17 protein-coding genes are annotated in these 20,910 nt (G+C 41.6%); 12 read left to right on the plus strand and 5 right to left on the minus strand.

All coding sequences use genetic code 11. From position 1 onward, the window contains the following. Positions 1-280: 280 nt before the first annotated feature. The 4 genes from gpmM (at position 281) to PAT01_RS06705 (ending at position 5,226) form a co-directional block, all read left to right on the plus strand. A complete protein-coding gene (gene gpmM / locus PAT01_RS06690; RefSeq protein WP_154945196.1) occupies positions 281-1,825 on the plus strand; it encodes a 2,3-bisphosphoglycerate-independent phosphoglycerate mutase in 1,545 nt (514 codons plus the stop codon). Positions 1,826-1,828: 3 nt separating this feature from the next. After that, entirely contained in the window at positions 1,829-2,968 is a 1,140-nt protein-coding gene (locus PAT01_RS06695) for a murein hydrolase activator EnvC family protein (RefSeq protein ID WP_096042350.1), read from the plus strand. A 36-nt stretch (positions 2,969-3,004) separates the two neighbouring features. After that, positions 3,005-4,270, plus strand: a complete 1,266-nt coding sequence (locus PAT01_RS06700) for a S41 family peptidase (RefSeq protein WP_154945197.1) — start codon at positions 3,005-3,007, stop codon at positions 4,268-4,270. Positions 4,271-4,470: 200 nt separating this feature from the next. Next, a complete protein-coding gene (locus PAT01_RS06705; protein ID WP_154945198.1) occupies positions 4,471-5,226 on the plus strand; it encodes a divergent polysaccharide deacetylase family protein in 756 nt (251 codons plus the stop codon). Between the two features lie 58 nt (positions 5,227-5,284). Here the strand turns inward: PAT01_RS06705 and PAT01_RS06710 are convergent, their stop codons facing one another. From PAT01_RS06710 to ftsY, 5 genes are all read right to left on the minus strand, one after another. Further along, on the minus strand, positions 5,285-7,156 hold the full coding sequence (locus PAT01_RS06710) for a methyl-accepting chemotaxis protein (protein WP_096042353.1): 1,872 nt from the start codon (positions 7,154-7,156) through the stop codon (positions 5,285-5,287). A gap of 341 nt (positions 7,157-7,497) precedes the next feature. After that, the gene (gene rpoH / locus PAT01_RS06715) at positions 7,498-8,361 is read right to left on the minus strand and encodes an RNA polymerase sigma factor RpoH (protein ID WP_004588621.1); all 864 of its coding nucleotides are present in this window, start codon (positions 8,359-8,361) and stop codon (positions 7,498-7,500) included. A 260-nt stretch (positions 8,362-8,621) separates the two neighbouring features. Next, the gene (ftsX, locus tag PAT01_RS06720; protein WP_004588622.1) at positions 8,622-9,608 is read right to left on the minus strand and encodes a permease-like cell division protein FtsX; all 987 of its coding nucleotides are present in this window, start codon (positions 9,606-9,608) and stop codon (positions 8,622-8,624) included. Beyond that, complete coding sequence (gene ftsE, locus PAT01_RS06725; RefSeq protein WP_138579895.1) at positions 9,605-10,282, minus strand: cell division ATP-binding protein FtsE; 678 nt, start codon at positions 10,280-10,282, stop codon at positions 9,605-9,607. The genes ftsX and ftsE overlap by 4 nt, the downstream gene beginning before the upstream one ends. 232 nt (positions 10,283-10,514) lie before the next feature. Then, a complete protein-coding gene (gene ftsY / locus PAT01_RS06730; RefSeq protein WP_154945199.1) occupies positions 10,515-12,494 on the minus strand; it encodes a signal recognition particle-docking protein FtsY in 1,980 nt (659 codons plus the stop codon). A 207-nt stretch (positions 12,495-12,701) separates the two neighbouring features. On the opposite strand from ftsY, the gene rsmD reads away from it, so the two are divergent. The 8 genes from rsmD (at position 12,702) to fis (ending at position 20,743) form a co-directional block, all read left to right on the plus strand. After that, entirely contained in the window at positions 12,702-13,307 is a 606-nt protein-coding gene (gene rsmD / locus PAT01_RS06735; RefSeq protein WP_004588625.1) for a 16S rRNA (guanine(966)-N(2))-methyltransferase RsmD, read from the plus strand. Positions 13,308-13,452: 145 nt separating this feature from the next. Further along, the gene (gene rpsU / locus PAT01_RS06740) at positions 13,453-13,668 is read left to right on the plus strand and encodes a 30S ribosomal protein S21 (RefSeq protein ID WP_002957797.1); all 216 of its coding nucleotides are present in this window, start codon (positions 13,453-13,455) and stop codon (positions 13,666-13,668) included. A 20-nt stretch (positions 13,669-13,688) separates the two neighbouring features. Next, positions 13,689-14,135, plus strand: coding sequence for a GatB/YqeY domain-containing protein (locus PAT01_RS06745; RefSeq protein WP_004588626.1), 447 nt, complete (start codon positions 13,689-13,691; stop codon positions 14,133-14,135). A gap of 372 nt (positions 14,136-14,507) precedes the next feature. Next, on the plus strand, positions 14,508-16,259 hold the full coding sequence (gene dnaG, locus PAT01_RS06750; RefSeq protein WP_024031414.1) for a DNA primase: 1,752 nt from the start codon (positions 14,508-14,510) through the stop codon (positions 16,257-16,259). A gap of 124 nt (positions 16,260-16,383) precedes the next feature. Further along, positions 16,384-18,231, plus strand: coding sequence for an RNA polymerase sigma factor RpoD (gene rpoD / locus PAT01_RS06755; RefSeq protein WP_004588628.1), 1,848 nt, complete (start codon positions 16,384-16,386; stop codon positions 18,229-18,231). A 66-nt stretch (positions 18,232-18,297) separates the two neighbouring features. Beyond that, complete coding sequence (gene prmA / locus PAT01_RS06760) at positions 18,298-19,179, plus strand: 50S ribosomal protein L11 methyltransferase (RefSeq protein WP_154945200.1); 882 nt, start codon at positions 18,298-18,300, stop codon at positions 19,177-19,179. 282 nt (positions 19,180-19,461) lie between these two features. Beyond that, positions 19,462-20,433: a tRNA dihydrouridine synthase DusB gene (dusB, locus tag PAT01_RS06765; RefSeq protein WP_004588630.1), complete on the plus strand. Its 972-nt coding sequence runs from the start codon at positions 19,462-19,464 to the stop codon at positions 20,431-20,433. A 19-nt stretch (positions 20,434-20,452) separates the two neighbouring features. Then, positions 20,453-20,743 carry a DNA-binding transcriptional regulator Fis gene (fis, locus tag PAT01_RS06770; RefSeq protein ID WP_002957804.1) on the plus strand — a complete coding sequence of 97 codons (291 nt, stop codon included), beginning with the start codon at positions 20,453-20,455 and terminating at the stop codon, positions 20,741-20,743. Positions 20,744-20,910 lie beyond the last annotated feature (167 nt).

Here is a 20,910-nt window from a genome sequence, read left to right on the forward strand (position 1 = left end):
CCAAACATACTGCTGCAAATTCAGCCACCAAAGTGCAACACGCCCTAATATTCTAGGTATTTTGTACTTTAGCCACGCAAGTATACCCAAACCAAGTTAAAATGCGAGTTTGCTGCGCTTTAAAAACTCATAAAGCACCCCATATATGAAAGTAAGTAAAAAATTTAATATCTTGTTCTCAGTGCTGATTCTGGCGCTAAAACACGGTATGCTAAAACTAACCAGATAACCTTTTCGGTGCACAGTGCCCATCAACAGGTGCTAATTTTCAGGAGCTATTATGACAGAGCATAAAAAACCACTGGTATTAATGATTTTAGACGGTTGGGGATACCGCGAAGATGAGCAAAGCAATGCGATTCTTGCAGCCAACACCCCCGTTTTAGACAACCTATGGGCAACCCGCCCACGCACATTAATTTCAGGCTCAGGTTTAGATGTAGGCTTACCTGAAGGGCAAATGGGTAACTCAGAAGTAGGCCATGTAAATTTAGGTGCTGGTCGTGTTGTTTATCAAGACTTTACTCGCATTACCAAAGCAATCAACGATGGCGAATTTGACTCAACTCCTGCACTTGTTGAAAACATCGATAAAGCAGTCGCTGCAGGCAAAGCCGTGCATATTATGGGTTTATTAAGCCCAGGTGGTGTTCACAGCCACGAAGATCATATTGTCGCAAGTATTCAATTAGCCGCTAAACGCGGTGCAAAAGAAGTATATTTTCATGGCTTTTTAGATGGTCGTGATACACCACCACGCAGTGCTAAAGCATCAATAGAGCGTATAGAAGCCTTATTTGCCGAGCTAAATTGTGGCCGCTTAGCGTCTCTTGTGGGCCGTTATTACGCCATGGACAGAGACAACCGTTGGAACCGTGTAGAAAAAGCCTACAATGTAATGGCATTAGGTGAAGGCGAGTTTAATTATGCTGATGGTGTGTCGGCATTAGAAGCCGCCTATGAGCGCGACGAAAACGATGAGTTTGTAGCACCAACCACCATTACACCACAAGGCACTGAAGCAGCACAAATTAATGATGGCGACACCATCATCTTTGCTAATTTTAGAGCCGACCGTGCCCGTGAAATCACCCGTGCCTTTGTAGAGCAAGACTTCGATGGGTTCGAAAAGAAAAAATCACCACAGTTAAGTGCATTTGTAATGATGACAGAATACTCAGCCGATATTGATGCCCCTGTCGCGTTTGGTCCTACGCCACTGGTAAACGTATTAGGTGAATGGCTTGAAAAAAATGGCAAAACGCAGCTACGTATTTCTGAAACAGAAAAATACGCTCATGTTACGTTTTTCTTTAGTGGCGGACGCGAAGATGAATTTGAAGGCGAATCACGCGAATTAATTCCTTCTCCACAGGTTGCCACTTACGACCTTCAGCCAGAAATGAATTCAGAAATGCTAACCGACAAACTTATTGAAGCTATTAAAAGCGGTAAGTTTGATGCCATTATTTGTAATTACCCGAATGGCGATATGGTGGGTCACTCTGGTGTGTTTGAAGCCGCGGTTAAAGCCTGTGAAGCTGTTGATGCATGTATAGGCCGCGTGGTAGAAGCGCTAGATGAGTTTGGCGGTGAAGCACTTATCACAGCCGATCACGGTAATGCAGAGCAAATGGCAAATACTGCCACGGGCCAAGCTCATACCGCTCACACTAGCGAGCCAGTGCCATTTATTTATGTAGGACGTGATGCAACGCCAAGTGAAGGCAAAGCATTAAGTGATGTAGCACCTACTATGCTACACCTCATGGGCATGGAGCAACCAAGCGAAATGACCGGCACGCCAATCATGGCGTTGAAATAACACATGAGCAAACCAGTAAATTGGTTTAGTGTTTATACAGTTGTATTGGTTTCGTTAGTGGTTGCACCTGCAACTGCTAACGAAAACCGCACTAAAAAAGACCTATCTGAAGTGCAATCTGCATTAGAGCAAAGCCAAGCAGAGTACAATGCACAGCGAAAAAAAATTGCCGCACTGCAAAAAAACTTAAAAAAACACGAGTTAGAAATAGCTAAAAATGCCAAAGCCCTCAATATGGCTGAGCAATCAGTAAAAGAAACCGAGCAAAAACAACAAGCACAGCAACAAAAAGCACAGCAATTAAAAGCGCAACACGCGCAATTTCAAGCCATTTTAGCTGCCCAGCTAAAAAGTGCTTACATGGCTGGGGGCGACGACTACCCCAAAATGCTTTTAAACCAGCAAGACACAGCTAAATTTGAGCGTACCTTAAGCTATTACAACTATTTAAATAAAGCGCGCATAGAGCAAATTGAAGAGCTTAAAGTACTACAACAACAAATTGCAGAAAACCAAGCCGCACTTGCCAAAACCAAACAAAAATTAGCCGCCTTATTTGAAGAACAAAAAAGACGCCAAAGCGCGCTAGTAAACGCCCAAAGCGAGCGCCAAACTAATCTTAAAAACTTACAAGCACAGCTCAATAGCACTAAAAGCTCGATTAATTACTTAAAAGACAACGAGCAAACATTAATCACCACCATTGAAGAACTTGAGCAAGAGAAGACTCAAAAAATTGAATTACTCGGCCTTAATAAAAGTAAAGGCAAGCTTAATTGGCCCAGTAAAGGAAAGTTAAAACACACATTTGGTCAGCGCAAACATGGCGGCATAGACTGGAAAGGCGTGTTAATTGGTGCAAAAGAAGGCACTAATGTAAACAGTATTAATAATGGCCAAGTTGTTTTTGCTGATTGGCTTAAAGGCTTTGGCTGGGTTATTGTGGTTGATCATGGTGAGGGCTTTATGAGCCTATACGGCCATGCGCAAACATTATTAAAAGATGTGGGCGACATGGTTCGAGAAGGCGAAACGCTGGCATTAGTAGGTCAAAGCGGCGGACAATCGAGTTCTGGTCTATACTTTGAAATACGCCACAAAGGACGCGCAGTAAATCCTGTTAAATGGTGCAGACGTATTTAAGTGAATAAAACAGCTGCACCGCATTAGGAGCAGCTGATGACTCAAAAAATACCACAAACACGCTCATTTCCCTCTTCCCGTACGCGCTATTTGTTTTTATTGTGCGCATTGACCTGTATTGCTATTTTTTGTTTTAGCAATTCATTACTTGCCAGCTCAGTTAAAGATCTTAAAAGTCAGCAAATTTCTGAAATACTCTTCAACATTAAAGCCTATTATGTCGATGACTTATCACTGACAAAAGGTGCACAGGGTGCCTTTAATAATCAGCAAGTAGAAATTTTACTAGACCAGCTAGATCCTTATTCTAAATACCTCAATGAAAATGACTTAGACGCTTTGTTTAATAATACAAATGGCCATTACACAGGCGTGGGCATTGAAGTGAAAGACATTGACAGTGACATTACTATTGTTGGTGTTGTTAAAAACTCCCCAGCCAAAAAGTCCGGTATTTTAGCGGGCGATATTATTGTTAGTGTTAATGATATAAACACGCAAACAGGTAGCTTAGAGCAAGTAGCTGCGTTGATAAAAGATACCCGCTTTAACGCGGTTAAACTAACAATAAAGCGCGCAGGGCAGCAGCAACCAATTAGCTTTGCGGTAAATCGCAAAGAAATAAACTTAGAAAGCGCCACTAGCCAATTACTCGACTCAGGCACTGGGTATTTAGCCATAAATAATTTTTCTAATCACACCTTACATGAAGTGGCGCTGCAGGTAGCTGCACTTAAAAATGATTATCGCACGCCCCTTAAAGGGTTAGTCATTGATTTACGTGACAACCCAGGTGGTACTTTACAAAGCGCAGTGGCGGTAGCAGATCTATTTTTACAAAGCGGCACTATAGTCACCACTAAAGGGCGCTATTACGACGCTAATCAAGCCTACTACGCTAAACGAGGCGACATACTAAAAGGCTTGCCTATTGTGGTGCTTATTAATGAAAATTCGGCCTCTGCGGCTGAAATACTCGCCGCTGCTTTAAAAGATAATAAGCGTGCTACAGTGGTTGGTAATCAGTCTTATGGCAAAGGCTCGGTGCAATCTTTGATCCCACTTGGTGATGGTAATACAGCGCTAAAATTAACAACTGCTAAGTACTTTACACCTGCGGGCGTATCTATTGAAGGCGTAGGAGTTACCCCCGATGTAGCAATTGCGCAAGCAACCCTTCCACAATCAAATAAAGCCGTTATAATAAAAAATGAGCAGAACAAAAATACACCACAATTTGAACATGAAATACTGGGCGACTTGCAGTTAGTAAAAGCTAAGCAATTACTTAGCATGCAATAGTAAATAATCTAAACTCTAGGTAAGCGATTTAATAACAGAATAAATATTAACACTATTAGATTCTGCTATTCTTTAGCTATAAATTTTAAGTAAATTCAAGGCAGTTAGCGCTAAAAATGGCTGCTGAGATAGCTTTATTACCCGGCGCTGAGATTAAAAAATACCCTTAATAAATTAAAAAGATAATAAAAACTATAAACGTGAAAATAATAAAATGGCTGTTGTTGGCTATCTGCTTTGTATCTAGCACTGCTTGGGCAAAGCAAATAGCCATCGTAATTGATGATATTGGCTATCATCAGCGAGATTTAGAATTTCTTACCTTACCAGGGCAATTGTCGTATTCAATTTTGCCCCACACACCCTACTCTCAAATTTTTGCCACGCTTGCCAGCCAAGCAAATAAAGAGCTTTTATTGCATGTACCTATGCAAGCCTTGAACGGTAAAGCACTCGGCCCTGGTGGGCTCACTGTAAATATGGATAAAGAACAGCTACAAAAAACTTTAGGCACCGCACTGGCAAGCTTACCGCAAGTAAAAGGGGTTAATAACCATATGGGGTCGGCACTCACTCAACAAAGCCAAGCCATGAAGTGGACTATGGAAGTACTTAAAAAACGTAATTTATTCTTTTTAGATAGCCGTACTACCGACTTAAGCCAAGCGCAAAATGCGGCAAATTTTATTGGGGTTGAAAATATAGGCCGCCATGTGTTTTTAGACAATATAACCACGCATGAGCAACTGCAGCAAAGGCTGGATGAGCTAAAATATAAAGCGACTAAACATCACTTTGCCATAGCGATTGCCCACCCCTACCCAGAAACCATCGACTTTTTACGCCAAGCGCTACCTGAGCTCACTGAGCAAGGCTTTGAACTGGTACCAATCTCACAGCTGGTAGAACGTAAGTATGTACAAATAGCCCAACAACAAGCCGTTTCATTAAACTGATGGAGTAAGCGAGCACCTTACTCCATCAGTTAATTTAACTCAATTATAAGTATGGTATTTATAAAACAAATGTCGCTACCTTGGCATTTAGATCTGTAGCTCTGTCTTTTAATACTTCGGCTTGGCTTAAATGCGCGGTAGCTGAGGTAGTTATTTCATCGGTTACATCTTTAATGGCAACCGTATTTCTAGTAATTTCATTGGTCACTTGCGTTTGCTCTTCTGCTGCAACCGCTATTTGACCCGCCATATCAGAAATCTCATTTACCGCCAAAGTAATTTCTTCTAGTGCGTGTGCGGCAGCATTTACATCATCCACACTATTGTTGGCATAGCCCTTACTGCTGTCCATCAAGCTCACTGCTTTTTTAGTGGTGTTTTGTAAGGTTTCTATAGTGGTATAAATTTCGGCTGTAGAGTTTTGTGTTCTTCTTGATAACACGCGCACTTCATCGGCAACCACTGCAAAACCACGCCCCTGCGATCCCGCACGGGCGGCCTCTATTGCAGCATTAAGTGCTAAGAGATTTGTTTGCTCTGCAATTTCTTGAATGGTAGTTAAAATGCTCGATATAGCCTGAGCATGCAAACTTAATTCACCAATAACTGTGGTAGTTTGGTCTATTTCGCCCGCGAGTGAATTAATCGTGTTTCTGGTTTTATCAACTAACAGCTTACCTTCACGGCTACTTTGTGCCGATTGTTGCGATGCGGTTGCGGTGTTTTCTGCATTAGCGGCAATTTCATGGGTTGCACTCGCCATTTCTGTGACCGCGGTAGCAACCATAGCCACTTCTTGTTGCTGGCGCTGCAACTCACTGACACTGCTTTGGTTGGTGATCAAGCTTTTCTCTGCATCAAAGTCTAAGTCAGTAGCTAATTGACGAATATGACTGATCAGTTCATGTTGGCTGCTAACAAAACGATTAAAACTACCAGCCAGAACCCCAACTTCATCTTGCGTATCAACAGTTATACGCTGGGTTAAATCACCGTTACCATCTGCAATTGTTGATAAAGCTTGCGACACTCGGCTCAAAGGGGCGAGCAATACACCCAATAACCATGAAATAGCCAACACACTCAGTAAAAGTGCTACTGCAACCAGCACTAATTGGGTCAGCAATAAACTAATAAGCGGAGCCTCTAAAGTTTGTTTATCCAATACAAACAGCAACTGCCAATCTGTATTGTTAATGTTTTCACCCCAAACTAGCTTCTCTCGGTCTTCACTCTCAAAGTAAACAGGAGTAAATTCACCGTTTTGACTGTTAGATAAAATTAATTGATGATTTATTTTCGAGTCAATACGCGTAATATCTGCCATTACTTTTCTAGCGTCTTTGTAGGCAACCACAGTGCCATCTTTATGCATCATAATGGCGTACCCATCCGCAGGCAAAGACATTGTATTGACGCTATCGGCCAAGGCCTCAATCGATAAATCCCCCGCAACCACACCGCTTTGCGTGGTTTTAGCAATAGAAACAACCAACAGATTATACGCGGTATCTAAATAAGGTTTGGTAATTACGGTGCTACTTTGAAGCAGTGCTTGTTTATACCATGGACGAGTGCGCGGATCGTAGCCGGTGCGATCAATACTGGGATCAGAGTCAGTCATTTTTCCGCTACTATCTCCAAAGTAAGTTAACTGAAAGCCACCTGAAAATGCTGCTTGCTGTAGTGCGCTGAGCGTGTTGTCCTCAACCTTATTCGCAACCGATTTAATTATCTGCTGACGACTAGCTAGCCAATTTTCAATACTCGTAGCCTGTTGCTTACCAGATTGGCTTACGTTATCAATACTGCTTTTTAGCAGTAACGCTTTTTGAGAGGTATAGCTATTCCAGGACAGCAATACAATAATAACGGCTAGGGCAAGAACGACCGATAGCAAGATTTTTTTCTTTAGTGAATATGAGTTCATATTGAGTGTAAATACTCGCGTTAAATGAAATTGAAAGGCAACAAACCAGCAATTAAATGACTTAATTAAGCTACGATTTGAGCGATAAGTCGCTCAGGTGCGCGAATATTTTCATATACCCAAATTAAAAACAAACTAAAATCATCTATTTAAATTAAAACCAAACTTATTCATTAATTTTAAATAGCGTACATTTAATTAAAAGATACATAGATGTGACTAGAGGTAAGCAGAACAAGACAAACGATACTTTCTATTAACCTTTTTAGTTAGCTTTTTTAGTTAAAAAAAAGCCCCGCATATTAATGCAGGGCTTTTTAAGTTTTACATTTTTTGCGCTATTAGCTCATAGCACTTTGCAGCTTTTTCATCGCTGTTTTTTCTAGCTGGCGAACACGCTCAGCAGATACACTGTATTTTTCAGCAAGCTCTTGTAGTGTTGCTTTGTCATCAGACAACCAGCGTGCACTTACAATGTCTTGTGAGCGTTCGTCTAGCGTTTTAAGCGCGCTAAATAAACGAGTATGTGACTGCTCTTGCCATTGTTGCTGCTCAATATCGTCAGCTAAATCAGCTGAGCCGTCTGTTAAATATTGTACTGGTGAATATGTACTTGTTGGTGCGTCGTCGTTATCGTCGCCCGTTAAGTCAAAGCCCATGTCTTGGCCGCTCATGCGCGATTCCATTTCACGAACTTCTTTTTCACTCACACCTAGCTCATTCGCTACAGTGCTTACTTCAGCTTGGTTAAACCAACCTAAACGTTTTTTGTTTTTACGAAGATTAAAAAACAATTTACGTTGCGCTTTAGTGGTCGCAACTTTTACGATGCGCCAATTTTTAAGCACAAACTCATGAATTTCTGCTTTAATCCAATGAACAGCGAAAGACACTAAACGTACACCCACACTTGGGTCGAAACGCTTAACCGCTTTCATCAGGCCTATATTGCCCTCTTGGATTAAGTCGGCTTGCGGTAAACCATAACCCGAGTAGCTTTTAGCAATATGTGCTACAAAGCGTAAATGCGACATAATGAGTTGCTTTGCAGCACTAAGATCGCCTTCTTCTTGAAGTCGTGTTGCTAGCTCTTTCTCTTGCTCAGCTTTAAGCATAGGAATTGTGCTAACCGCTTGAAGGTAGCCGTCCATGCTTGCGCTTTGTTGCCCAACTGTAAGTGCCATTGCGTATAAATCTTTACTCATTTTTCACCTCGGTGATAAACATTTGAAACCATCTTAGCACTCTTTCTCTAAGAGTGCTAACCCCAATTTAAAACTTTTTTTAAGCGTAAATCAAGCGGTTTTTTAGTGTATGTTAAGTCTACTACATGCGACTGAATAAGTGATGAACTAAGGGATTGCAAGAGATTAGCGCAAGCGTAACAGCGCATTTACAACTAATCTCATTTGAGGATAATAATATACAAACATGACATTTTTGAGTCAGCCATTAGCAGCTGTACTCATACTTTATCAGGCTCAATTTCTTTAATATATCGGTTAACCGATAAGTAAGAACCAATAAAGCCTAAGCTGGTTGCTAGTAATACTAATGCGCCAAACTCATTAAGCGTTAAACCAATTAACGAAAAGCTTGTTTGATACACGCCTGCAACGCTGCTTACTGCGCTAGTTAACCACCACATCATTAAGGCAATACAAATAAATGCAAACAAGCCCCCTATAACGCCATACCAAATGCCGGTCCACAAAAACGGAGCATGTATAAATGTATTGGTAGCACCTACTAACTTCATTACTTGTATTTCTTCTTTTTTATCCATAATCGATAAACGAATCGTATTACCAATAATAAGCGTGACAGAGGTAAGAAGTAATAAAGCAATTGTGATAACGCTTTCTTTTAATAAGTCTAATAATGCATTTAGGCGCTCAAGCCAAGCAATATCAAGCTTACCAAAATCTACTTCGCGCTCGTTCTCAAGCTTTGTAAGCAGCGCTTTAGCCGCATTAGGCTGGCGATGCCGCTTAGTAGGTGTCACTAATACAACATCGGGTAGCGGGTTGCTATCTAGGTATTCTAAAGCTTGCCCAAACCCCGACACATCTTTAAATTCAGTTAATGCTTGTTGCTTAGAAATAAATTCAACACTTTCTACCTCGGCGTAAAGTGCTAAACGCTTTACTAAGGTTTGTGTTTCTTGTTCGCTCATACTTTCTTTTACAAAAAGCGATATTTCACTGGCTTCTTCAAACCCGCTACTGACTTGCTGTACATTTTTTACGACTAAATAAAGCGTTGCAGGCAATGTTAAACTTAGCCCAAGTACAGCAATTGTCATTAATGATGCAAGTGGCGTACGCCACATTTCACCTAAACTGTGCACACCTTGGCGAAAAATATTAATAATAAAAAAATAACCGCCAGCTATGGCTGATTTTTTTTGTTTATCGTTTGAGTTTTGGCGTCCTTTAAATAACAAGCTCACAGCGTGCCCTCCGCAAGTGGGTCTTCAAGCATTCGGCCATCTTTTAAAGTCAGGCTACGGTATTTTAAACGCGACACCAGACCTAGATCGTGTGTTGCTATAAGTACTGTCGTACCGTGTTTATTAAAATCTTCAAATAGCCTTAATATTTCCATAGAGAGCTCGGGGTCAAGGTTACCCGTTGGTTCATCAGCTAATAAAATAGGCGGAGAATTTACAATCGCTCTGGCAATACCTACGCGTTGCTGCTCACCACCAGAGAGTGTAGAAGGATGACATTTAACTTTATCTAACAGCCCTACTTTATCTAGCGCACCATGAACTCGTTTAGCGATTTGTTTATGATAAGTGCCTTCAATAATCAACGGCAGTGCAACGTTATCAAACACAGTGTAACGCTCTAACAAACGATGATTTTGAAAAATAATACCAATATCGCGGCGTGCATAAGGAATTTGCCGAGAATTAACTTTATTTAAATCAACACCATTAATTAGCACGTTGCCTGCAGAGGGGCGCTCCATTAAGCTAATGAGCTTTAATAAGGTACTTTTACCCGCACCACTGTGGCCTGTTAAAAAAGCCAGTTCGCCAGGCTTAATATGAAATGTAACTTTTTCGAGAGCGCGATGCCCACCCGGATAGGTTTTACTTACTTGCTGAAAATTTATCATTTTTTATTATGCCAGTCCCAAATTAGTAAAATGGAATTCCTTAGCTAGGGCCTGCAGACCTTTCAGGATTGAAATTTGCTTTGCCTAGAGACTATTTAATCGCGGCGCAAGGTTTATAGCCCAGAAGGCTAAGTAAAACCGAGCAATAAAAAGTAAATAGTCCAAAGGGCAGCGCATGTTTAATCTCAAAAGATAAACAGACCAAAAAAGGGAGCAAGCTCCCTTTTATGTATTAAGCGTCATCCTCATCTTGGCTAAATAAAGCGTCAATAAAGTCATCGCTTTTAAATGCGCGTAAATCATCAATACCTTCGCCAACACCAATGTAACGAATAGGAATATTAAACTTATCTGCAACCGCAAATATAACCCCACCTTTAGCAGTACCATCAAGTTTTGAAAGGGTAATACCGGTTAAACCAACACATTGATTAAATAAGTTTACTTGGCTAATTGCATTTTGACCTGTACCCGCATCAATGGTTAGCATAACTTCATGCGGTGCATCGGGGTCAATTTTCTTCATTACGCGTGCTATTTTTTCAAGCTCTTGCATTAAGTTATCTTTATTTTGCAAGCGCCCTGCTGTATCAGCAATTAATACATCTACATTACGCGCTTTAGCGGCTTGAAATGCATCAAACACCACCGAGGCACTATCTGCACCAGTGTGCTGGGCAATAACAGGAATGCTGTTACGCTCGCCCCACACTTGCAGCTGCTCTACGGCTGCTGCACGAAAGGTATCACCTGCGGCCAACATAACCGACTTACCTTCATTTTGAAATTGCTTAGCTAACTTACCAATGGTTGTCGTTTTACCTACGCCGTTTACACCGACCATTAATATAACAAATGGTTTTTTATCAGCATGTATCTCAAGCGGTTGCTCAGCTGTTTTAAGCATTGCGGCCATTTCTTGCTTCATTAAGTCATAAAGCGCATCGCCATCTTTAAGCTGCTTGCGATCGGCGGCATCAGTAAGGCTATCAATCAGCTTCATGGTGGTATCAACACCTAAATCGGCGGTAAGAAGCTGTGTTTCTAAATCTTCAAATAAATCATCGTCTATTTTTTTACCACTAAAAATAGATGCAAAGCCAGAGCCTATATTTACACGGGTTTTTAATAACCCTTTTTTAAGACGTGAAAAAAAGCCTTCTTTTTTAGGCTTTTCGGCAAGTTTAGCTTCTTCTTTTGCAAGCTCTGCCGTAATGCGCTCTTGCTCTAAACGATCAGCTTCGGCCTCTGCTGCAATACGTTCTTGCTCTGCACGTTCAGCTTCTGCCTGTTCTTGTGCAATACGCTCTTGTTCTAAGCGCTCAGCTTCTGCTTGCTCTGCAGCAATTCGCTGTTGCTCTAAACGCTCAGCTTCTGCTTCTGCAACAATACGTTCTTGCTCTGCGCGTTCAGCTTCTGCCTGTTCTTGTGCAATACGCTCTTGTTCTAAGCGTTCAGCCTCTGCCTGTTCTGCTGCAATACGCTCTTGCTCTAAACGCTCAGCTTCTGCTTGTTCTGCTGCAATACGCTGTTGCTCTGCACGTTCAGCTTCTGCCTGTTCTTGTGCAATACGCTCTTGTTCTACACGTTCAGCTTCTGCTTGCTCTGCTGCAATACGCTGCAGCTCTATACGCTCAGCTTCTGCTTGTTCTGTGGCAATTCGCTCTTGCTCTAAACGTTCAGCTTCTGCTTTTTCTGCTGCAACACGCTCTTGCTCTAAACGCATTTGCGCTTCTTGCTCTGCTAAACGAGCGGCTTGTGCTTGTTGCTTCGCCTGTGCTTCAGCTTGCTCTTTCGCAAGCAACTCAGCGTTGGCTTTTTCAATTGCTAATTTTTCATCTTGCTCAGCTTGCTCGCGCTCTGTGTCTAAACGTTGTTGCTCAGCTCGCTGTGCAGCCATTCGCTCTTGCTCTAAACGCATTTGCGCTTCTTGCTCAGCTAAACGTGCAGCTTGTGCTTGTTGTTGCGCCTGTGCTTCGGCTTGCTCTTTTGCAAGCAACTCTGCATTAGCCTTTTCAATTGCTAAACGCTCTGCTTGTGCTTTTTCAGCAGCAATACGTGCTTGTTCTTCACGCTCTGCTTCGGCCTTTTCTGCCGCTAAGCGCTCAGCTTCTTGTTGCTGAGCTAATGCCTGTTGTTTATCAGCTTCTGCTTGTTTTTTATCTGACTTACCAAAACCGAGCCAAGACATGAATTTACTTTTTTTTGCCATACTTGCTAATAACCACTTATAAAAATCTGATAAACTAAAATTTGAAATAGCTTGGTGTGGCTCAGCAAAGCGTGCCGGCCAAACAACCGTTCAAAACGTAAGTGCTAAATAGTAACACTTTTAATGCGGTTGAAAAATGAAGCTAAACGTAAACTACGCACAATATTATCTGAGCTAGATCCCTTATACCATTTTTTAGTGACCTAAATGAGAAAAAAAACAACGAAAAATAAAGCAATTAGCAAATCTACTGACGGCTTTATTAGAGTAATCAGCGGGCAATTTCGTGGCCGTAAACTGCCGGTAAAAAATGTAGAAGGGCTACGCCCAACAACAGACCGCATTAAAGAAACCGTGTTTAATTGGTTAATGCAAGATACGCGCGATGCAACAGTACTCGATTGCTTTGCAGGCTCTGGCGGGCTTGGCTTTGAAGCGCTGTCTCGGTTTGCTAAAAGCACCACGTTTATCGAACTAGATGCCTCGGCTGCTAAGCAAATTGAGCAAAATATTAGTACCTTAAAGCTTGAAAATGCACAGGTAAAACACACTAATTCACTCTCATATTTAGAGCAAAAGAATACAAATTCACCATTTAATTTAGTTTTTGTTGACCCACCATTTCGTAAAAACTTAGCGCAAAGTAGCTGTGATTTATTAGAAAATAACCAATGGCTTAGCGAAGACGCGCTCATTTATGTTGAGGTAGAAACCGAGCTAAGCAGCTTTTCACAACCAGATAACTGGCTGTTAATTAAAGAGAAAAAAGCAGGGCAAGTATTCTGTAGGCTATACCAACGCCAGCCAAATTAACACTATTTAAGCCGCTGCATTTCTGTTAATATTATCCTTTACATGTGGTGTTGCTTCGGATTACAATACCGCACCATTTTTGAACCACTTGATCAATGTTTGATCAACTTGAGCAACGCTCATAATTTAGGTAGGTGAATTTTTAATGCCAGTAATTAAAGTAAGAGAGAACGAACCGTTTGACGTAGCACTTCGTCGCTTCAAGCGTTCATGTGAAAAAGCAGGTATCCTTTCAGAAGTTCGTCGTCGCGAGCACTATGAAAAGCCAACAGCTGAGCGTAAGCGTAAAAAAGCTGCAGCGGTTAAGCGTCACATGAAGAAGCTTTCTCGCGATAACGCACGTCGCGTTAAATTATACTAATAGTATTAGGTCTTGTATAAATGAGCCTTTTAATAACGCTAAAAGATGCGCAAAAAGATGCGATGAGAGCGAAAGACAAACAACGTCTTAACCCTATTCGCATGGTGCTTGCCGCAATCAAGCAACGTGAGATTGACGAGCAAATAACACTAGACGACGCAGGTATTACCTCCGTTATAGTGAAGCTTGTTAAACAACGTCGTGATTCTTACACTCAGTACAAAGATGCTGGGCGTGAAGATTTAGCCGAAATTGAAGCCAATGAGATCGCAGCACTAGAAACTTTTTTACCTCAACAATTGAGTGAAGAAGAAATTGTTGCCCTTATTGATGCGGCTATTGCTGATACTAATGCAGCAGGTATGCAAGACATGGGTAAAGTAATGGGTATAATCAAAAGCAAAGCCGAAGGACGTGCCGATATGGGCAAGCTTTCTGGTTTAATTAAGCAACGATTAACAGCCTAATACTCCCACATACACAAAGTATGATTAAAGCAAACCGAGCCTAGTGCTCGGTTTCTTCGTTTAAGTAGATAAACAAAACGCTTTTAAGTAATGCTCGTGCATGTAATTAAGTGATTTATTGTGTAGCTACAAAAGCACATCGAGGGCTAGGTAAAATGGGTTATTTAGGGCTATCACTTACTGCGCCTGCACTGCTCTACCTTCAATATCCTAGCTTTGCACGCTGTTAGCGTCAGGTTTAGCACCTAAAAATGATTAAGTATTATTGCCCATGGATATAATGTAGCTTTTTAGCTTACCGATACCCCTTTTATAAATGCGCGCATTGTGTTGAAATTACACCTCACCAATTGTTAGGACTACTTACAAAACATGGCTGGAAAGATCCCACGAAATTTTATTGACGATTTACTCGCCAGAACAGATATTGTAGAGCTAATAGACTCTAAAGTTGGTCTTAAAAAAGCAGGCAAAGACTACCAAGCTTGCTGCCCTTTCCATAACGAAAAATCCCCCTCGTTTACTGTTTCTCAAGATAAACAGTTTTACCACTGCTTTGGCTGTGGTGCTAATGGCAACGCTATTTCGTTTGTTATGGAATACGACAAGCTTGAATTTGTTGATGCCATAGAAGAGCTCGCAAGCCTTTTAAATTTAGACGTACCTCGCGAGAAAGGCAGTAGCTCAGCACCTGAGCGCACGGCAGCGCAAAAGCGCTCAGATTACGATTTAATGTTACACACAGCACGCTTTTACCAGCATCAATTAAAGCACCACAGTAACTCTGCTGCGGTGATTGACTATGTAAAAGGGCGTGGTTTAAGTGGCGAAACCGTTAAAAAGTTTATGATTGGTTATGCGCCGAGCGAATGGGAAGCGCTGTGCCAACAGCTTGGCAGAACAAAAGAGCAAAAAGAACAGCTGGTCGAGCTTAAGCTCGCCTCAGAAAAAACACCAGGTAGGCAGTTTGATTTTTTCCGCGATCGGTTAATGTTCCCTATTCGTGACAAACGTGGCCGTGTTATCGCCTTTGGCGGGCGTGTAATGCAAGCCGACCAAGGGCCAAAATACCTCAACTCACCAGAGACCCGTATTTTTCACAAAGGCTTTGAGCTATATGGTCTTTATGAGGCAAAACAAGCACATAAAAAGCTTGAACATGTACTTATTGTAGAAGGTTACATGGATGTAGTCGCACTTGCAGAGCAAGGTATTGAATATGCCGTAGCTGCGCTTGGCACCGCAACAACAAGCGAGCATATGCATACGCTATTTAGAACCACCGACAAAGTTATTTGTTGTTACGATGGCGACAGAGCTGGCCGCGACGCTGCATGGCGAGCACTAGAAAATGCCCTGCCCTACTTAAACGATGGCAAAGCATTACACTTTGTATTTTTACCTGACGGCGAAGACCCTGATTCACTGGTTCAGCAAGAAGGTAAAACACAGTTTGAGCAACGTTTAAGCCAAGCAGATGATTTTACCAAAGTGTTATTTAATAAGCTTAGCCAAGAAGTAGACCTAACACTCGACTCAGGCAAAGCTAAGCTGTTGAGTGCAGCTTTGCCGTTAATTGAAAAAATTCCGAGTGAATTTTACCAAGAAAATATTTTAGAGCAGTTAGGGCGATTAATTGGCCGTACGCGTGAGCAACTAAATAGCCGCTTAAAAACACCAAAGCAACAACACGCTGTTGAGCGAAAATTTAAAATTACCCCAATGCGCCAAGCTATTGGTATTTTAATTCAGCACCCACAGTTAGCTAAAAGTGTGCCCCATTTGCCAGAATTGGCACAAATGAACATAGCGGGTATTGGTTTGCTACTGCGCTTACAAGAGCGCGCATTGCAAAAAGACAATGCAAACACAGCAGTTTTACTCGAATCATTTAGAGATTCCGAAGATTACGAACCGCTAGTAAAGCTTGCCACATGGCAGCACCAAATTAGTGATGAGCGTTTAGAGACTGTTTTTCAAAATACTTTTAAATTTATTGAAGATCAGTGTTTAAATTATCGACTAGAGACCCTATTAATAAAGGACAAGACACAGGGCTTATCAAGTGATGAAAAACTAGAATGTCATTTACTTATGACAGCGCTAAAAGCGAGTAACAGCTAGTCAGACTTGATTTAAACTGTTATACTGTGCTATTCACTGCGTCACATTATTAAAGTTAGTTAAAAGGCTAACTCTATGATGACGCCTGTTGTATCAACTTATCAGAGTGGAAGAAACAATCTCTATGGATCCAACTCCTCAGTCACAATTAAAACTTCTGATTCAAAAAGGTAAAGAGCAAGGCTACTTAACTTTTGCTGAAGTAAATGATCACCTTCCACAAGACATAATCGACTCAGATCAAGTAGAAGATATCATTAGCATGATTAATGACATGGGTATCAAGGTTAGCGAAAACGCGCCTGATGCTGATGAATTAATGATGCAAGAAACCACGACAGACGAAGACGCAGCAGAAGCTGCTGCTGCAGCCCTTGCAACTGTAGAAAAAGAAATTGGCCGTACAACTGACCCAGTGCGCATGTATATGCGTGAAATGGGTACTGTTGAACTTCTTACACGTGAAGGCGAAATTGTAATCGCTAAGCGCATTGAAGAAGGTATCAACCAGGTACAAATTTCTGTTGCCGAATACCCTGAAGCGATTACTTACCTACTTGAACAGTGGGATAAGTTTGAAGCAGAAGAAATGCGCTTAAGCGACATTATTTCAGGCTTTTTCGACCCTAACGAAGACGAAGCGCAAATCTCAGCAACTCACATTGGCTCTGAATTAAGTGAAGAACAACTTGATGAAGACGACAATGAAGATGACAAAGACAGCGATGACGATGAAGACGAAGAAGAAGTAGATACAGGCCCAGATCCAGAAGAAGCCCGTATTCACTTTGAAAACTTACGTGATTTATACGTTAAAGCTCGCGCTACCTTTGATGAAAAAGGGCGTTCGCACCCAGATTCTCAAGCCGCTATTTTTGAAATTGGCGAGCTTTTCAGAACCTTTAAATTAGTACCAAAACAGTTTGATCGCATGGTTAACAACATGCGTGAAATGATGGATAGAGTGCGTATTCAAGAACGCCTTATCATGAAACAAGCGGTACAAATTGCTAAGCTACCTAAGAAAACGTTTATTAAGCACTTTGCTAATAACGAAACTGACTCAGCGTGGCTAGACCTAGAAATAAATGCTAACGAAAAACATTCAGCTAAACTTGAAGAAGTGAAGCCTGAAATTATTCGTTGCATCCAAAAGCTATGTGTAATTGAAGAAAGCACAGGCTTAAGCATTGAGCGTATTAAAGACATTAACCGTCGTATGAGCATTGGTGAAGCAAAAGCGCGCCGTGCGAAAAAAGAAATGGTTGAAGCTAACTTACGTCTTGTAATCTCAATTGCTAAAAAATACACAAACCGTGGTTTACAGTTCTTAGATTTAATCCAAGAAGGTAACATTGGCTTGATGAAAGCGGTAGATAAGTTTGAATACCGCCGTGGTTATAAGTTCTCGACTTATGCTACGTGGTGGATTCGCCAAGCGATTACCCGCTCAATTGCTGACCAAGCAAGAACAATCCGTATTCCGGTACATATGATAGAAACGATTAATAAACTTAACCGTATCTCTCGTCAAATGTTACAAGAAATGGGTCGTGAGCCAAATCCTGAAGAATTAGCAGAACGCATGATGATGCCTGAGGATAAAATCCGTAAGGTACTTAAAATTGCCAAAGAGCCAATTTCGATGGAAACACCAATCGGTGATGATGAAGATTCGCACTTAGGTGACTTTATCGAAGATACCACTATTGATTCGCCAATCGACTCGGCAACAATGGAATCTCTTCGTGGCGCAACAAACGACGTGCTAGCAGGCCTTACAGCCCGTGAAGCTAAAGTACTTCGTATGCGCTTTGGTATTGATATGAATACCGACCACACCTTAGAAGAAGTAGGTAAACAGTTTGACGTAACACGTGAGCGTATTCGTCAAATAGAAGCGAAAGCACTGCGTAAATTACGCCACCCTTCTCGCTCTGATTTACTAAAAAGCTTTTTAGACGCTAAATAATTTAGCGCTTCATATAAACTAAAAAGGCCGCTGTAGCGGCCTTTTTTCTATTTAAAGGAAACAACCATGGCTTGGATCCAAATCCGTATCAATGCCAATGCTGCTACCGCAGATGCAGTGAGTGACTTATTAATGGAAGCAGGCAGCGCCTCTGTTACTTTTATTGACGCTAAAGACACCCCTATTTATGAGCCTAAAATTGGCACCGTTGAGTTTTGGGCCGATACCACTGTAATTGGTCTATTTGAAGCCAATCATGATATGAACGCGGTAATTGCATTACTTAAGCGTCATGATGAAATTAAAGACATGCTGGTATACAAAATTGAGCAACTAGAAGATAAAGACTGGGAACGTGAGTGGATGGATAACTTTCACCCAATCCAGTTCGGCGAAAAACTGTGGATCTGCCCAAGCTGGCGCGACATTCCAGACCCAGATGCAGTTAATGTACTGCTCGACCCAGGCCTTGCGTTTGGTACGGGTACGCATGCAACAACGGCATTGTGCCTTAAATGGTTAGAAAGCCAAGATTTAAGTGGTAAAACAGTGGTTGATTTTGGTTGTGGCTCGGGAATTTTAGGCATTGCAGCCATTAAACTTGGTGCAGAGCGCATGATAGGTATTGATATTGACCCGCAAGCGCTTGAAGCAAGCTTAGATAACGCACAACGTAATGGCGTAGCCGATAAGCTTGAGGTATACCTACCAGAAAACCAACCTGAGTTTAGTGCTGATATTGTAGTGGCTAATATTTTAGCGCAGCCGCTGCGTGAGCTTCACAGTGTAATTTTGGGATTACTTAAACCGGGTGGCAAAATTGCTATGTCGGGCATATTAGAAGAGCAAGCCCAATCGGTTGCCAATATTTACGCACCCTTTATTGAGCTTGACGATATTGCACTAGAGGGTGATTGGACCCGTGTAAGCGGTACAAAAAATAGCTAACCGCATACATTTATAAATTTAGAGTTTTAACTCAAAACTTGCATGTAAAGCCTGTATTTAACAGGCTTTACTATTTTTTTACAGTTAGAAAATTAGCACGCATAATTTGACAAAATTATTTTTTGTTTAAATTTCAAACAAATCGACCCACTTGTCATGCGGTTATCAAAAGTCAATACGAAAAGGGCAAAAAAAAGTCACTTTTGTTCAATTTATAGCCTTTGATTTTTCCTAAAAAAACCGTAAACTTAGCGCCCCTTGAAAAGAGGCCTATTGAATACAGTGCGTATCGGTTCATACCAACTTGAGAATAATGTAATAGTCGCGCCAATGGCAGGTATTACAGACAGACCATTTAGACAGCTTTGCCGCCGCTTAGGCGCAGGCTTGGCCGTGTCTGAAATGTTATCGTCAAACCCGAAGGTTTGGAAAACTGAAAAATCGATGAACCGTATGGATCACAGCGGTGAGTCGGGTATACGCGCGGTGCAAATTGCAGGAGCTGATCCTGAGCTTATGGCGCAGGCCGCACAATTCAATGTTGCTAACGGTGCACAGATCATAGATATCAATATGGGGTGCCCAGCAAAAAAAGTGAACAAGAAACTCGCAGGCTCTGCATTATTACAGTTTCCTGAACTTGTGGAAGAGATAGTTGATGCAGTGGTTAACGCTGTTGATATCCCGGTCACACTTAAAATCCGTACAGGATGGGATCAGGACAACCGTAATGGTGTAGAGATTGCGAGAATAGCTGAGCGTTATGGCATTGCATCACTTGCCGTACATGGGCGTACACGCGCATGTATGTACAAAGGTGAAGCAGAATATGCCACGATTAGGGATATAAAACGCTCAGTGTCGATACCTGTGGTTGCTAATGGTGATATTACATCTCCAGAAAAAGCAAAGCAGGTTTTGGACTATACGGGTGCAGATGCCATCATGATTGGCCGAGCCGCCCAAGGTCGCCCTTGGATATTTAGGGAGATAGACCACTATTTGCGAACTGGAGAACACTTACCACCACCTGCTATTTCAGAGGTGCGAAGTATTTTAATGGAGCATTTAGATAACCTCCATGCGTTTTACGGCGAGCCAATGGGAGCGCGAATCGCTCGCAAACATGTATCTTGGTATTTGCAAACCCATGACAGTGACGGTCAGTTTAGGCGAGTATTTAATGCGCTCGACAACCCACAAGCACAGGTTGACGCATTAACGCAATACTTTAAAACACTAGCAGCTAACTAAGAAAGAAAGAGATTAAATAATGTTCGAACAAAACGTGACTTCTCCATTTATCACAAACCCTCATGTTCAGTCACACGAGAAACCGCAGCCATTGCGTGATGCAGTAAAAAAAGCTGTTCACCACTATTTAAAGCAGCTTAACGGTCAAGATGTGCAAGACGTTTACGACCTTGTTCTTTCAGAGCTAGAAGCGCCATTACTTGAAGAAGTAATGACATACACACGTGGTAACCAAACTCGTGCGGCAATTTTACTAGGTATCAACCGTGGTACTTTACGTAAAAAGCTTAAAAAATACGGCATGAACTAATACCAATTATATTGAAATCGTAAGCATGCTAACGAACTAAACAAGCCCATAACGGCGTTAAAAATTTCTTATGTAGAATAACTACACTGTAAAATTTTTGCCTTGTTATAGACTTGTTTTTCTATCGTTATAACTGCTTACTAATCAAATACAATTGGTATCATGCA

Origin of the sequence: Pseudoalteromonas atlantica, from assembly GCA_007988745.1 — a bacterium.
Classification (GTDB): domain Bacteria; phylum Pseudomonadota; class Gammaproteobacteria; order Enterobacterales; family Alteromonadaceae; genus Pseudoalteromonas; species Pseudoalteromonas atlantica.

What these genes read in the sequence shown, in the direction of transcription:
- gpmM (WP_154945196.1), top strand. Translation starts at nt 281, where the DNA reads ATGACAGAGCATAAAAAACCACTGGTATTAATGATTTTAGACGGTTGG.
- PAT01_RS06695 (WP_096042350.1), top strand. Translation starts at nt 1,829, where the DNA reads ATGAGCAAACCAGTAAATTGGTTTAGTGTTTATACAGTTGTATTGGTT.
- PAT01_RS06700 (WP_154945197.1), top strand. Translation starts at nt 3,005, where the DNA reads ATGACTCAAAAAATACCACAAACACGCTCATTTCCCTCTTCCCGTACG.
- PAT01_RS06710 (WP_096042353.1), bottom strand. Translation starts at nt 7,156, where the DNA reads ATGAACTCATATTCACTAAAGAAAAAAATCTTGCTATCGGTCGTTCTT.
- rpoH (WP_004588621.1), bottom strand. Translation starts at nt 8,361, where the DNA reads ATGAGTAAAGATTTATACGCAATGGCACTTACAGTTGGGCAACAAAGC.
- ftsE (WP_138579895.1), bottom strand. Translation starts at nt 10,282, where the DNA reads ATGATAAATTTTCAGCAAGTAAGTAAAACCTATCCGGGTGGGCATCGC.
- ftsY (WP_154945199.1), bottom strand. Translation starts at nt 12,494, where the DNA reads ATGGCAAAAAAAAGTAAATTCATGTCTTGGCTCGGTTTTGGTAAGTCA.
- rsmD (WP_004588625.1), top strand. Translation starts at nt 12,702, where the DNA reads ATGAGAAAAAAAACAACGAAAAATAAAGCAATTAGCAAATCTACTGAC.
- rpsU (WP_002957797.1), top strand. Translation starts at nt 13,453, where the DNA reads ATGCCAGTAATTAAAGTAAGAGAGAACGAACCGTTTGACGTAGCACTT.
- PAT01_RS06745 (WP_004588626.1), top strand. Translation starts at nt 13,689, where the DNA reads ATGAGCCTTTTAATAACGCTAAAAGATGCGCAAAAAGATGCGATGAGA.
- dnaG (WP_024031414.1), top strand. Translation starts at nt 14,508, where the DNA reads ATGGCTGGAAAGATCCCACGAAATTTTATTGACGATTTACTCGCCAGA.
- rpoD (WP_004588628.1), top strand. Translation starts at nt 16,384, where the DNA reads ATGGATCCAACTCCTCAGTCACAATTAAAACTTCTGATTCAAAAAGGT.
- prmA (WP_154945200.1), top strand. Translation starts at nt 18,298, where the DNA reads ATGGCTTGGATCCAAATCCGTATCAATGCCAATGCTGCTACCGCAGAT.
- fis (WP_002957804.1), top strand. Translation starts at nt 20,453, where the DNA reads ATGTTCGAACAAAACGTGACTTCTCCATTTATCACAAACCCTCATGTT.